Source organism: Peribacillus sp. N1, from assembly GCF_054600815.1.
This window is the reverse complement of the sequence record NZ_BAAHZO010000005.1, coordinates 207,672-221,989: the sequence shown is the minus strand read 5'-3', so window position 1 is coordinate 221,989 and position 14,318 is coordinate 207,672. Positions and strand designations below refer to the sequence as shown.

At 41.7% G+C, this 14,318-nt stretch carries 14 protein-coding genes; 8 read left to right on the top strand and 6 right to left on the bottom strand.

Annotated elements, in window-relative coordinates:
* Window positions 1-104: 104 nt before the first annotated feature.
* Entirely contained in the window at window positions 105-1,316 is a 1,212-nt protein-coding gene (locus ACYP5M_RS19575; protein ID WP_101224249.1) for an MFS transporter, read from the bottom strand.
* 200 nt (window positions 1,317-1,516) lie between these two features.
* Between ACYP5M_RS19575 and ACYP5M_RS19570 the strand changes: the two genes are divergently transcribed.
* Window positions 1,517-2,824 (top strand): CitMHS family transporter, encoded by a 1,308-nt coding sequence (locus tag ACYP5M_RS19570; protein WP_434168780.1) that lies wholly within the window; start codon window positions 1,517-1,519, stop codon window positions 2,822-2,824.
* A 169-nt stretch (window positions 2,825-2,993) separates the two neighbouring features.
* Window positions 2,994-3,626, top strand: coding sequence for a superoxide dismutase family protein (locus ACYP5M_RS19565; protein WP_101224247.1), 633 nt, complete (start codon window positions 2,994-2,996; stop codon window positions 3,624-3,626).
* Window positions 3,627-3,936: 310 nt separating this feature from the next.
* On the opposite strand, the gene trhO is transcribed toward ACYP5M_RS19565, so the two are convergent.
* Window positions 3,937-4,902 (bottom strand): oxygen-dependent tRNA uridine(34) hydroxylase TrhO, encoded by a 966-nt coding sequence (trhO, locus tag ACYP5M_RS19560; RefSeq protein WP_434168782.1) that lies wholly within the window; start codon window positions 4,900-4,902, stop codon window positions 3,937-3,939.
* 141 nt (window positions 4,903-5,043) lie between these two features.
* On the opposite strand from trhO, the gene ACYP5M_RS19555 reads away from it, so the two are divergent.
* The 3 genes from ACYP5M_RS19555 (at window position 5,044) to ACYP5M_RS19545 (ending at window position 6,750) form a co-directional block, all read left to right on the top strand.
* Complete coding sequence (locus ACYP5M_RS19555) at window positions 5,044-6,060, top strand: nitronate monooxygenase (protein WP_459735417.1); 1,017 nt, start codon at window positions 5,044-5,046, stop codon at window positions 6,058-6,060.
* Window positions 6,061-6,077: 17 nt separating this feature from the next.
* On the top strand, window positions 6,078-6,533 hold the full coding sequence (locus tag ACYP5M_RS19550) for a GNAT family N-acetyltransferase (RefSeq protein WP_459735480.1): 456 nt from the start codon (window positions 6,078-6,080) through the stop codon (window positions 6,531-6,533).
* A gap of 73 nt (window positions 6,534-6,606) precedes the next feature.
* Window positions 6,607-6,750 (top strand): hypothetical protein, encoded by a 144-nt coding sequence (locus ACYP5M_RS19545; protein ID WP_157831096.1) that lies wholly within the window; start codon window positions 6,607-6,609, stop codon window positions 6,748-6,750.
* A gap of 46 nt (window positions 6,751-6,796) precedes the next feature.
* On the opposite strand, the gene ACYP5M_RS19540 is transcribed toward ACYP5M_RS19545, so the two are convergent.
* Window positions 6,797-7,375, bottom strand: a complete 579-nt coding sequence (locus ACYP5M_RS19540) for a GNAT family N-acetyltransferase (protein ID WP_459735416.1) — start codon at window positions 7,373-7,375, stop codon at window positions 6,797-6,799.
* Between the two features lie 103 nt (window positions 7,376-7,478).
* Here ACYP5M_RS19540 and pdxR point away from each other — a divergent pair, with 103 nt between their 5' ends.
* Complete coding sequence (pdxR, locus tag ACYP5M_RS19535; RefSeq protein ID WP_459735415.1) at window positions 7,479-8,870, top strand: MocR-like pyridoxine biosynthesis transcription factor PdxR; 1,392 nt, start codon at window positions 7,479-7,481, stop codon at window positions 8,868-8,870.
* 33 nt (window positions 8,871-8,903) lie between these two features.
* Here the strand turns inward: pdxR and ACYP5M_RS19530 are convergent, their stop codons facing one another.
* Together ACYP5M_RS19530 and ACYP5M_RS19525 are read right to left on the bottom strand one after the other, a co-directional pair.
* A complete protein-coding gene (locus tag ACYP5M_RS19530; protein WP_034314851.1) occupies window positions 8,904-9,323 on the bottom strand; it encodes a MarR family winged helix-turn-helix transcriptional regulator in 420 nt (139 codons plus the stop codon).
* Window positions 9,324-9,971: 648 nt separating this feature from the next.
* Window positions 9,972-10,175 carry a hypothetical protein gene (locus ACYP5M_RS19525; protein ID WP_101224447.1) on the bottom strand — a complete coding sequence of 68 codons (204 nt, stop codon included), beginning with the start codon at window positions 10,173-10,175 and terminating at the stop codon, window positions 9,972-9,974.
* A 128-nt stretch (window positions 10,176-10,303) separates the two neighbouring features.
* Between ACYP5M_RS19525 and ytvI the strand changes: the two genes are divergently transcribed.
* Window positions 10,304-11,347 carry a sporulation integral membrane protein YtvI gene (gene ytvI, locus ACYP5M_RS19520; RefSeq protein WP_434168786.1) on the top strand — a complete coding sequence of 348 codons (1,044 nt, stop codon included), beginning with the start codon at window positions 10,304-10,306 and terminating at the stop codon, window positions 11,345-11,347.
* A gap of 345 nt (window positions 11,348-11,692) precedes the next feature.
* On the opposite strand, the gene ACYP5M_RS19515 is transcribed toward ytvI, so the two are convergent.
* Complete coding sequence (locus tag ACYP5M_RS19515) at window positions 11,693-13,045, bottom strand: hemolysin family protein (protein WP_434168787.1); 1,353 nt, start codon at window positions 13,043-13,045, stop codon at window positions 11,693-11,695.
* A gap of 614 nt (window positions 13,046-13,659) precedes the next feature.
* On the opposite strand from ACYP5M_RS19515, the gene ACYP5M_RS19510 reads away from it, so the two are divergent.
* Complete coding sequence (locus ACYP5M_RS19510) at window positions 13,660-14,232, top strand: YitT family protein (protein WP_311735918.1); 573 nt, start codon at window positions 13,660-13,662, stop codon at window positions 14,230-14,232.
* The last annotated feature ends 86 nt before the right edge of the window (window positions 14,233-14,318 follow it).

Below are 14,318 nucleotides of genomic sequence, written 5' to 3'. Positions count from 1 at the left end.
AAACGAGATTCAGTTCCAAAAGTATCCAGCACTACAGCTGTATGAGCATTAAACATGAGAAAGCCTGCTTCCATCTGGAAGCAGGCTTTCTTGCCAAAGTGTGATTAATGTGATCTGGCCAACTCCGGATTGCGGTGCATCGCGAAATAGAGGACAAGTCCGGCAATGAGGAGTAAAGTGCTGGTCGTTATGAAAACGGCGGAGAATCCGTAGAAACCAGCAACCATTCCGCCCATAGCGGGTCCGATGATATTGCCTAAAAAGCGCAGGCTCGTATTGTACCCAAGCACTTCCCCCTGCATTGCGACAGGCGCTTCTTGGCGAATGTAGGCAATCCTTACAGGGATGATGCCGCCTATTGCCATGCCTAGTATGAAACGTACAAAAACAAGCTGCCAAAAATGATTGATGAAGGCACCGGGCAAGTAGACAAGAGCTGTCAGAAAAAGAAGCAGCACAAGAATCTTCACATGACCATGCCGATCACCTATCTTGCCCCAGTGACGCGCCATCAATAAATTCCCCAGGCCTGCTGCAGAAAAGGCGATTCCTGAATAAAATCCGAGATTGGAAGTTCCATGCAGCTCGCCAACGTATAAAGAAAGAATGGGCTGGATGCTGAAGTGGGCAACTTGGACAAGTGTCGAAATGAGCATGACATTCACTAAGATGGGGTTCCTTAAGATATGCGAAAGAACCTCCCTGCTTGTATAGCTCGACTTCGTTCCCTTCTGCTGTTCCATTATGTACTCCTTGGTTGCAAAAACAAGAAGTCCAGAGATGAAAATGGTGATGGAGGTGAATTTAAAGGCGGTTGAATAGCCGAGTGTGTCTGCAAGCACGCCGCCAAGCAATGGTCCGAAAAGGGAACCGGTTATATTTCCCGTTTGTAAGGTTCCAAGTACACGTCCGGCAATTTCTTTTGGTGTCTGCGTTGATATGAAGGCCTGTGACATGGAAATGAAGCCAGTGAATATTCCTGTGAACATCCTTAAGACGAATAGCTGCCAAACATTTTCGACGAATCCCATCAGGAAGATGGACAGACCCATCCCAAAGGCGCAGGCAATCAGGATTTTCTTTCTGCCATACCGGTCACCAATCCGTCCCCAAATGGGGGAAAATAAAAAGGCTGTCACGAAAGTGATTCCAAAAGTCCATCCGGACCAATGCTGGATATATTGAGTCGAGTAATCTCCGAATGTACCAATGTATAAGGATATGAATGGAAGAACCATCGTCATGCTCCCGCCTATGAAGAAATTGGCGAACCACATGATGAAAAGATTCCGTTTAGCTATTTTATGAGCGTTCATTTTACATACAACACTTCTTTCCTCCGAAAAAACTTCGGGTTCCTAAATAATAGTATACAGAATTTAACTAATTTATTAAACGAATTTGTTTTACTGGTTTTTTAATGAATGTGCAAATGTTATAATGTGAAAATATTGATTTTTCAGAAAAATTAAAAAATCTAAAGGTTCTCATATTTTCAATTAAAGGAGTTTTTAACATGTTAACGATTTTAGGATTTTGCATGATTTTAACGTTTCTTGTCTTAGTCATCACAAAGCGCTTATCAGTGGTTGTAGCTTTTATTTTCACGGCGATAGCCTTTGGTCTGATTGGTGGGTTTGCTTCGGAAATGGGAGATATGATGGTTGCCGGTATTTTAAAGGTGACACCAACAGCAGTCATGATCGTTTTTGCTATTCTATACTTTGGTTTAATGATTGACGTTGGTTTATTCGAGCCCATGATCGCTAAAATACTGAGTTTTGTAAAAGGAGACCCGCTAAAGGTTGTCATGGCAACCGCCATAATAACCATTTTGGTAGGTTTGGACGGAGACGGATCTTCTACATTCATGATCACCGTTTCAGCCATGCTGCCGCTTTATATCAAATTAGGGATGAACAGGCTCGTATTGGCCTGTGTCGTTGGTTTAGCCGCTGGTGTCATGAATATGATCCCTTGGGGAGGTCCTTTGGTCAGGGCGGCCGCGAGCCTTCAGGTTGAAGTATCGGAGTTATTCATTCCTCTCATACCGGTCATGATCTGCGGTCTTTTATGGACGCTTTTTTCGGCATATGTGCTTGGCAAAAAGGAAAGGGAGAGATTGGGAGTCAGCTCCCTGGAAACGAACATGCAACCTGGTATGAGCGAACAGGCTGCAGCTGTTGAAACCGCACCTCAAGGAACATCCAAGCTTTTTTGGTTTAATTGGTTCTTGACGATTTTACTGATGGTTTTGCTGGTGATGGAAGTGCTGCCGATACAAATCTTATTTGCCTCCGCTTTTGCGATTGCACTATTCGTTAACTTTCCGAACCCAAAAGAACAGCAGGAAAGACTTTTAAGTCATGCCAATAGTTTTGTGATGATCTGTACACTCATTTTCGCTGCAGGGATTTTTACGGGTGTATTCACAGAAACAAAGATGATGGACTCGATGGCTGCTTCAATCGTAACCGTAATTCCGGAGTGGCTCGGGGCACATTTGCCACTGGTGGTAGCGCTGACAAGCATTCCGATGGGGTTCATTTTTTCACCTGATGCCTATTACTTTGGCATTCTGCCAATAATAAGTGAAACGGCATCGAACTTCGGTATTGCTCCTGTAGAGATCGGAAGGGCGGCTTTATTAGGTCATTCGACCGCAGGGTTCCCCTTATCGCCATTGGTGCCTGCAACATTCATATTGATTGGCCTTGTAGGCGTGGATTTTGGGGATCACCAAAAATTCCTGTTTAAATGGGCGTTTGGGACAACCATCATCATGACGATTGCAGCCATTGCTTTCGGGGTCATCACTTTGTAAAATATGAGCCCATTAAGCTATATTGTAAAATCCTTGTCTGTGAATTTAGTAAGGTGTTCACTCTCACTGGTGTAATCTATTTTCCTATTTATCCCGCTTTCTGTTTATTCTTCCATAATAGTGGAAAGTAATAAGAGGAAATACATATAAGAGAGTGAGGGAATTTATCATGAATTATAAACAAAAACTTATACTGCCTATGTGTACTGCCTTTTTACTGTATGGATGTAATTCAGCGGATGATTCAAATCAGGCCGATAATAATGCCGAGGACATGACTACAGTGGGACAAGGAACAGATGCAGAGGTTGATCCGCAGGTGAAAGCGGAAGTTAAAGATGTTGAAGGTAATACACTTGGGACGGTGAACTTTACCGCTGAAGAGAATTCTGTAGTGATCGAGACCGCTTTGGAGGGCCTTGAGCCAGGCTATCATGGATTTCATGTTCACGAAAACGCAGCATGTGAGGCGGATGCCAAGGATGGCCCTTTCACTACAGCTGGAGGACACTTCAATCCAACTGACGAAACGCATTCTAAGCATGCAGGTGATATGCCTCCTTTATATGTAAAAGAAGATGGGACAGCAAAATATACGGCAACATTGGATAACATGACAATAGACCAACTGAAGAAAGAAGAGCTGGCTGTAATCGTTCATGCGAATCCAGACAACTTTGCCAATATTCCTGACCGCTATGAAGCCAATGGAGAAAAAGGACCGGATGCAGATACTTTGAAAACTGGTGATGCAGGCGATAGGCAAGCTTGCGGGATTGTTGTAAGTGCAGAGGCAAAATAAAATTAATGAAGTAAGAGCGATTCCTCTAAAGAGGAATCGCTCTTTTCATGAAGGTAGGACTGCAGACAGCTAAAATCTAAAAGCTGAAACCATTCTTTTTACGAATTAAGAAGGTTTTTTCTATTGTGATATAGAAGTAAGAATGTAAGTAATATTGCAAAAGAAGCAGTAGTATTAAAAAAGATCATAGTTAATTCTTGCAGTGGAATGAAGTCCAAGACATAGGTTTAATATAGGAAAATAAGGTTTGGTTTGAATCGATAAAAAAACCCGAACAGGGATCTTGTCCACTGATTCGGGTTTGCTAAAATTATTTTGCCGTAATGGAATTATCGATTAGCTGTAATCTCTCAGCCACTTCTTCTTCAGAAAGGTTATGCTCGACTACATAGCGATTACGCGGATGCACTCGGCATTCATGGGTACAGCTGCGCATATGTTTGTGTTCGTTCTCTTCGCTGCAAAGGATTTTCTTGTTGCATTCAGGATTAGCGCAATTGACATAGCGTTCACAAGGTTCGCCGGAATAAATATCGCGTCCGACAATGACATGTTCCTTTTGATTGATAGGTACGGCAATCCTTTCATCGAAAACATACATTTGGCCATCCCATAGTTCACCTTGGACTTCGGGATCCTTCCCGTATGTTGCGATGCCGCCATGCAGCTGGCTTACATCTTCAAAGCCTTCTTCGACAAGCCAGCCGGAGAATTTCTCACAGCGGATACCGCCCGTGCAATACGTTAGGATTTTTTTGCCTTCGAACATTTCTTTATTTTCCCGTACCCATTCCGGAAGTTCACGGAAATTCGTGATTTCTGGCTTGATTGCACCCCTGAAATGTCCTAAATCAAATTCATAGTCATTTCTGGCATCAAGGACGATGGTGTTTTCATCTTGCATTTGCTCGAAGAACTCCTTCGGGCTCAAGTATTTGCCAGTCGTCTGGTTCGGGTTGATGTCGTCTTCCAAGCGAAGCGTTACAAGTTCATTGCGTGGACGAACATGCATTTTTTTGAAAGCATGGCCTTCAGCTTCATCTATTTTAAACACGATATCGGCAAAGCGGGGATCGCTTTTCATCATGTCCATATATTTGTCGGTTTGTTCGATCGTACCTGAAACTGTTCCGTTGATACCTTCTGAAGCCACCAAGATACGGCCTTTCAATTCAAGGGCTTTACATGCCGCAAGATGCTCGACTGCGAATTCTTCGTGATTCTCGATAGGTACATACAAATAATAAAGTAATACTCTATATGGTTTTGTTTCCATTTTTTATTTACCACCTATGTTTTATATTTGCAAGATATAAAGGGTGATCATTTAGACACTTTTCTCTTACAGATAATCATTATACCAAGAAAACGTAAAAATGATAAGGGCATGAAGAAAAATCAAGAGGAGTTGTATGGAATGTTGAAAGAGTTAATTAGATATCCAATCATTCAGGCACCGATGGCAGGAGGAGCTTCCACTCCGAAGCTTGCGGCTTCAGTATCCAATGCAGGAGGATTGGGCTTTCTCGCAGCTGGCTATAAGACTGCGGAAGAGATGAAGGACGAGATAGGGCAGACCCGTCAGTTGACTGAGCGCCCTTTTGGCGTGAATGTATTTGTGCCAGGCAACGAGGCGGTGGATGAAAATATATTATCTGGCTATCGTGAAAAGATCGAGAAAGAGGCCGAGAGCGTTGGGGCTGAGATTGGAAAAGCCGATAGTGATGACGATGATTGGGGAAATAAACTACATGTATTGAAGGAGGCTGGGGTCGCTGTCGTCAGTTTTACGTTTGGATGTCCAACGGAAGATGTAATAAGGGAGCTCCAAGAGGTCGGTTCCCTTATAGCCGTGACAGTAACCAACCTTCAGGAAGCAAAAAAGGCGGCGGGAGCAGGCGCCGATGTTCTATGTGTACAGGGGTTTGAAGCAGGGGGGCACCGGGCCAGCTTTGATAACCGCACAGAAGATGATTATGGTCTTTTAGTATTGATACGGATGATAAAAGATGAACTGGACTTACCGATCATTGCCGCGGGCGGACTGATGCATGGAAAGGATATCGCGGCCGTGCTCGAAGCGGGAGCAACAGCGGCGCAATTGGGAACCGCTTTCCTTCGCTGTCCCGAAAGCGGGGCAAGTCCGGTCCATAAGGCGGCGCTGGGAAATCCACGATTTACTCAAACCTCTATTACCCGAGCCTTCAGCGGCCGGAGGGCACGCGGGTTGGTGAATCACTTTATAACGGAATATGATAGCGTTGCACCCGTCGCCTATCCTTTTGTCCATCACATGACAAAACAAATGCGAAAAGCGGCTGGACAAAAAAACAATCCTGAATTGATGGCTTTGTGGGCAGGACAGGGATATAAGTTGAGCAGGGAACTTCCTGCATCGGAATTGGTTGAACTTCTTGTAGAAGAATTAAACTGAGAAGGGTTTGGATGATGATGGAGATAAGGGAATTATTCAAGGATGAGCCACCCCCGATGCATTTATTGCTTTTGGCAGATCCTTCAAGGGAATTGGTCGAGGAATATTTGGGGAGCGGAACGTGCTTTGTTGCCGTGAGTGATAAGCGAATGATCGGTGTTTATGTTTTACTGCAAAAAGGCCCGGAACTGATAGAGATAATGAACATCGCAGTCGATGAACGGCACCATGGAAGGGGAATCGGCAGGCAATTGATTGAACATGCCAAAGGCCATGCAAGGGAACAGGGATATAAAATGATTGAAATCGGAACGGGGAATTCGGGGATAGGGCAGCTTGCCCTTTACCAAAAATGCGGTTTTAGAATCACTGGGGTCGATCGGGATTTTTTTAATAGAAACTATTCCGAGGCCATTTATGAAAATGGGATTCAGTGCCAGGATATGATTCGCTTGTCACAAAGCTTAGACTAAGCAATGATCATCCAGTTTGACGGAAATGCTTTACAGACAAAAGTGCGCGTCGCATTGCTTAGGGGGAATGAAGTTGTTCTTTGGTGATATGATTTATCTTCTTTTTGCTTTACTTATGCCGTTTTTATTTGCGATTGGCGTTTTCATATTCATTCGATCAACGAAAAGGCAAAAGGATTCTTTATCGAAAATTCGTAAAGACTCAGATGAAAAATAGCGCAAGAGAAAAAGAGTGCAAAACAACGGCACTCTTTTTCTCATTTTCACCTTTCCAAAAAAGCTTCCAAATTACTTTTCACACTGGGCCATTCATGCTCAAGAATACTATAGACCACCGTGTTCCTGATCCTCCCATCTTGCAGTTTTTTCTCCATCCTCAAAATGCCTTCTTCAAGGGCGCCGAGCCTGGTTATTGCTGCACGCGATCTTTTGTTGCATTCGTCAGTCCTGAATTCAACCCGTTTCATTTGCCACTTTTCAAAAGCATGCTGCAATAGCAGGTACTTACATTCTGTGTTAATGGCTGTTCGCCATTTGTCGGGATGATACCAAGTCGCGCCGATTTCCAGGGATTGATTATGAAAGTGAATATTTCTTAAGCTCGTGCTGCCGACTATCGAATCATCAGTCCGATCGATAACGATAAATGGATGATGAAGTTCCTGTTCCCTTGCTCGAATGCCTTCCTTTACATAAGAGATCGCCTCTTCATATGACAAAATTTTTGTTGCACTCCATTCCCATATTTCAGATGGCAGGGAAGCGGCGTAAAGTGGTTCGATATGACGTTCCAGCATCGGGGTGAGTATCACATGTTTCCCGTATAATTCGATATGCTCCATAGTTTCCTCCTCTTGATTGATATCTTCATTATAAAAATATTCTGGTTCTGCAATAAGGACCAATGCTGATATAATTTATGGAACCAGTTTGAAGGAGGACCAAATGTTTGAAATCACTCTAACCTTAGATAAAACGAATAAAGAAGCTTTATATGTCCAATTGTATAAATACTTTATAAAGGAAATCCAGAATGGGCAAATCCAGGCCGGAATGAAACTGCCTTCTAAACGAAAACTAGCCTGGCATTTAGGGATAGGCCTGAATACAGTGGATACGGCTTATCAGCAGTTGATGGCAGAAGGATATGTGGAAAGTCAATTAAGGAAAGGTTATTACGTAGCCGATTTAGAACCGATCTCAGCTATGAATGAGCCGTTGCCTGTAACAGAAGGGATGATGTGTCCTCCGAATGAAGGAAATGAGATAGATTACAACCATGGCCGGGTGGACGTGGATTCTTTCCCGCATGCCGTGTGGAAAAAATGCTTGAACAATACTTTGTATCTACAGGAAAGGGAAATGTTCATGAGCGGTGATCCTCAAGGGGAATGGGGGCTCAGGGCTGAGATTTCATCCTATCTATTTCAATCAAGAGGAGTTCGCTGCGGGGCTGATCAAATCATCATTGGAGCAGGTACCCAGTATTTCATCCATCTGCTGCGGTTACTTCTTGGAAATGAACGGGTATTTGGGTTGGAAGACCCTGGCTTTCATCGGGTAAGGGAGGTACTGAGGCTGGAGGGAGCGGATATGGCATACATACCCTTGGATGAAAGTGGAATGAGTGTGGACTCCTTGAAAGGGAGTGCAGCGAATGTTGCCTATGTCACTCCTTCCCATCAATTTCCTTCCGGTATGATCATGCCGATAACTAGACGGGTGGAATTGCTCAATTGGGCAGTGGAAAAAAAGGGTTATATTATTGAAGATGATTATGACGGGGAATTCCGACATGCTGGTAAACCGATTCCGTCCTTGCAGGGGTTGGACACCAATGGAAGGGTCATCTATTTAGGCACGTTTTCAAAGTCGCTCATCCCATCAATCAGGGTGGGATTTATGGTGTTACCCATGGAGTTGGCTTGCCGCTATCAGCAGAAGTTAATAGGATACAAACAGACCGTTTCCAGACTGATTCAGGAAACGCTCTGTCTTTTTATGAAAAATGGACATTGGGAACGCCATCTGAATAAAATGCGAACGATTTATCGAAAAAAGAATAAGGTGCTGCTGAATGCTATTGAAGAGAGCTTCCATGATCGTGTAGCCGTAATCGGTGAAAAGTCAGGCTTGCACGTTCTTTTAAAAGTGAAAAACGGCAGCAGTGAGGCAGAGCTCATTCAAAAGGCTGCCAGTGTGGGGGTTAAAGTCCACCCAACATCGGTTTATCATTCAAAGAATGTGAAAGATCCGACTATTTTGATTGGGTACGGTGGTTTAACCGAAAGGGAAATCGAAGCAGGAATCCGGCTTTTAAAAAAGGCATGGCTATAGCTTGGTGTGCAACAATGATATAAGATACCCATTTTAGTTTCTTATATTATTGAGGATTTTAAGGACCGTCTGGAAAAATACTTCCTGTTCTTCTTCTGTAATGCCTTCCAGGGCTTTCCCTTCGATTTTTTCGGCAATCTTAAGACATTTTGTATGTACCTCTTTGCCCCGGGGGGTCAATTCGATTCGTTTTTCCTGTTCATCTTTTCCAGGAACTTGTTTAATCATATTATTCTGTTCCATACTGTTGACCGAACGTGTGATGATAACACTATCTACATCCAAGTAACTGCAAATATCGGGGATTGTGGAATAGCCACAGTTCTTTAAGTAATTCAGGATTGTCCACTGATTATGGTAAATTTCAAGTGCTGTAATTTGTTCATTCATTTTGCTTACTAATGATCTCGATACTTGTAAATATTGATGAAATAATTGAGTAGGGTTCGTCATATGATTCTCCTTTATAATGGTCGACCAATCCATTATATTCTTTAATTCTTAAAAGTCTATTGTAAAGAATCATTTATTTCAGTCAATGTTTATTTTTGGAAGCAAAGCGGGAAAGGGAAAAACACTGGCAATATGAATGAATTGAGGGAAAGCTCAGTCTTCCCAAATCATCAAAAAACTACGGGGAAGCATAAGCACATTCACAAGAAGAACCTTAATATATGATGGGAGATATTTTAGACTATAGGAAATTCGAGTTTGCCAACAGTTTATTAATGGTTTTTCCATTTGGGCGTTTATTTCCGCACCAGGCACTCGCTTTCCTCGGCTTGCACCCCTTGGGCGCGCTTTTCCCGCAGGAGTCTCGACACCCGCTCCAATCAACTTTGTTATAACATTTAGTCAGAAACCATACCTGAGGAGTTGAAGGTGTTGCTTTCCGGGTCAGTTAGGCCCGGTACATCATTTAATTAAAAATACGTTTTCCGAACTCCTTTTGACTACTAACTGTAATATATGTTTTCCTTCAAATATTCTATTAGCAAGTACTAGTGGCGCAGAGAAAAGTCTATACGACACCTCACCTTGAAGCCTGAATTCAGTATATCCTGCAAACAAAACCCAGCCTCTAAAGTGGCTGGGTTTTGTTTAAAGCTTCTCGCTGGTGGAGCGGTGTTTTGTTTCTTTTTTATTTCTTTCTTCTTGTTGTTCATATTTAATTTCATCAATTGGTAAATCATCAATGGGCATGACCACTTGATCACGTTCCAGCTGTTTTTCCTGATTTTTCTTGAAGGCCTTGGATTTATCATTACGCTCCTCAAGATACTTTTCTTTATCTTTATTATCCAATGTCAATCCCTCCATCTCTTTGTATCTCTTTTTCCCCTTATTGAGAAAATAAAACGTATAAGCGAAATATATGTGATCCCATTTCATAAATATAAGGAGAACAGGAAAGTGCAAGGAGGGTTTGTTCAGTGAATTTCGCCGTCTTTTTTCGCTGGTTTTGGAGGGGGCTTCTCCTTTTAGTCATAGTAATCGTCATTCCCTATTCATGGGCTTTGATTTTAGCGTTGCTCACCGCCATTCTTTTGGATGGATTGGTCCGCATGATTGGTGAAACGGCAAAGCTGCATCGTTTTTGGGCAGTATTGATTTCATTTGTTTTATATGTAGGTGGGCTTATGAGCATCACTTATTTTTCCTTTTCGGTATTAATCAAGAAGGTCATTGTCTATTCGGAAGAATTTCCCGGTTTCATACGTGAAGTGTATTTGACGGCAATATTGCCAGTCATTAGGCAATGGGAAAGATATTCCCAAACTTTACCGCCAAATCTCATTCAATCAATAGAACAAACGATGGAAAAGGGAGTCATGGCTCTGGAGGGGTTCACAGAGGGCTTTGTTCAGGATATGGTTCAATTCGTTACACTCATTCCGGGATTTTTCATTGACTTTTTAATTTACTTAATCGCTTTATTCTTATTTAGTCTTGAATTGCCAAAGTTAAGAAAAAAGGCAGTCCTTTATTTGAAGGCATCCACCTATCAAAAGATTTCGCTAGTTTATCAAGATTTAAGTATGGCAGCCGTAGGCTTCATCAAGGCACAAATCACGTTGAGTTTAGTAACGTTCATCATGGCTTATGGAGGACTATGGTTGTTAGAAGTGAAGTATACGATTCCGTTGGCACTCTTAATAGTAGTTGTGGATATTCTTCCTATCTTGGGGACGGGATCTGTACTGGTTCCTTGGGCAGTTATCGTCTGGGCTCAAGGAAACCATCATCTAGGTATTGGCCTCATCATCCTATTCCTGGCCATTACCATCATAAGAAGGACAATCGAACCAAAAATCTATTCAGCAAATATGGGGTTGAGCCCATTGGCATCGTTGATCAGTCTTTACTTAGGGTTTAAGATGCTTGGCTTCATTGGGCTTTTCCTTGGACCTTCGATACTGATTGTTTATGATACGTTAAAGAGGGCAGGTGTCATCAAAACCAATTTCAAAATATGAAAGATTATTAGATGTTTTTTGCCTGATTTCTTAAATTTGACATATCTTTTACCGCTTTACCTTGACCGTTGCAATGATTGCAGTCCCGGGAAAAGAATTGCAGAAAACGGGTTTTCCCTTTCCCTTTGCAGTGCTGGCAAATGGTTATGAGTTTCATGATTCCTCACTCCTTCAAAAAGTATCGCTTTTTTAACAGTATGAAACAATTAAGGTAGAACTATACTTCATGTAATCATTCAATGTTAAAAGCAGCAGGTTTTATATAATATGTATTTATTTTATTTCATGTACCAGTTGAAAAAAATAACCCCCGATCCTATTGTCTTTTAGGAACGGGGGTTATTATCATGAAACGATTTCGGTTTGTGATATGATCGGGAATTCTTTTACTTCGCTTACGACTTTTACTTGTTTATATATTTCAATATAACGAATATGGTGATCTTCCATTTCCTTTATCTTAAAGTTATAAGGACCGTAAGTCAGAATATCACCTTGTTTGGCCTCGTAATTCTCGGTAAGGATCCATCCGCCCATCGTATCAATATCTTCATCATTGATATCCAATCCAAGTAAGTCATTCACTTCGCTGACCAATACCTTGGCATCGATGATGTAGTGATCTTCTTTTAATTTACGGACATCGGGCACTTCATCCAGGTCGAACTCATCGCGGATATCGCCAACGATTTCTTCAAGGATATCTTCAACGGTCACCAACCCTGACGTACCGCCGTATTCGTCCATGAGGATAGCCATGTGAATCCGTTCCTTTTGCATTTTTAAAAGTAAATCGTGAATGGGGATACTGTCAATGACACGGATGATCGGACGAACATATCGGTCGATCGTTGACGCAGCCTGATTGTTCTTATCTATCATTTCAGTGAATAGCTCTTTGATATTGACCATTCCGATAACATGATCCTTATCACCGTCAATGACAGGATATCGTGTAAAGTTCTCTTCCGCCATAACAGTGAAAAACTGCTGGATCGTATCTTCTTTGGATACCGTTGCAATTTCTGTACGTGGAACCATGATTTCTTTTGCAATCCGATCATCAAATTCAAAAATTTTATTCACATATTTAAACTCTGATTGGTTAATTTCGCCACTTTTGTAGCTTTCGGAAACAATGATACGCAGCTCTTCTTCTGTATGAGCCAAATCATGTTCGGAAACTGCTTTTAATCCTAGCATTCTTGTAAGCGACCTTGCAGAGCCATTCAATACCCAAATGAAAGGATACATGACTTTGTTAAAGGCAATTAAAGGTTTCGAAACCAATAATGTTACTTGCTCCGCTTTTTGAATCGCCAATGTTTTCGGTGCCAATTCTCCAACAACGACATGTATGAACGTAATGAAAGAAAAGGCAATTGCAACTGAGAGTACATGTGAAGCCGACTCCGGAAGATTTAATTGATTTAAAAGTGGTCGCAAAATGTTTTCAACTGTCGGTTCCCCAAGGAATCCAAGCCCTAGAGCTGTAACGGTAATTCCGAGCTGACAAGTTGAGAGGTATTCATCCAGGTTGGAGATGACCTTCTTTGCTGAAATAGCATTCCTCGTTCCTTCTTCAATTAATTGATCGACCCTCGTGCTTCTCACTTTAACAATCGCAAACTCCGTAGCTACAAAAAATGCTGTTAAAGCAATTAAAATGGCAATAAGAACCAAGTTTATTATGTCCAAATAGTCTCCCTTAACTCGCCTTCGAGACGAATAAGGAGTACACCTCCTACATTTTTAAAATATACAAGTATATTTTTTTTCCATGCTGAATATTTTTGGGATTACTTCAAAATGGCTGTGGTAATAGATGTGCAGCCGCTTGAACTCCCATTTTTTTTAGTGATGAAGAGAATAATAGTATATGCCGATTAGCGATGCGTAGACGGGAAATAGAAGAATTTCTGTCTGAAGGAGTGCAGCCATTTTCCAAAAGGATGCACATATCCGTTACGCAAAGCAGCTTCCGTCCGTCAAAACGAACATTCTTTAATGCCCCATCAAATCACCTCATTCTAATTAATTTAAATACTTTCATTATAGAAAGAGTTAATCATTCAGTCAAACAGCTTACGGCACCTTAAATCCGGTAAATTGCTTGTAAAGGATCAGTTTGAGCTAATAATTAGCTGTTTTTGACTGTTTTCTCTACTTTATTGTAACATATTATAGAATATTCAGAAAACTAAGAGCCGTTTCATAAAAAGTTGGTCAGTTACATTATTTTTTTGATGGTACAAACATATTCTATAGAAACCAAGACAAGTTTTAACGGAAGATTAAAGGGGGTGGCAGCCATGAAAATCATGGAAAGGATGGCAGCGATCATTGCTGGCAGCATGCTGGTAGGTGTGGGAATCAATTTTTTTCTGATACCTTATCATTTATTGGATGGTGGCATGATAGGGATTGGGCTGATTTTTCATTACTATATAGGACTTCCTACCGGACTGGGTGTGATTTTGAGCAGCATTCCATTATATATATATGCTTGGTATTTTGAAAAAAAATTATTTCTGAACAGCTTGCATGGCTTGCTTTTTTCCTCTTTATGCATCGACATTTTTTCCGACGCTGTCACAGGATGGAGTCTTCCCATTTATGTAAGTGCGATAATCGGGGGAGGGTTGATTGGACTTGGAATCGGCTTGATGCTTCGGTATGGGACTTCTACAGGCGGAACGGATATGCTGGCACAGATCCTTTCCAGGAAAAGTGGACTCAATGTAGGGCTGCTGATTTTTTTCATTGATGGATGCGTATTGCTTTGCGGATTGAGCGTTGTGGGGACTTCAATCTTTTTATATTCATTTTTAACGATCATCGCAGTAGCCATGCTGACTTCAGTCACCGTGATGCGGACGATTTAGTTTTGATTTATGTATAAAAATCTGAAAAATGGAAAGGATGGGCAATATGAAAAGGACAGATTTTTAGTCTAATAAATAGTAAAGGG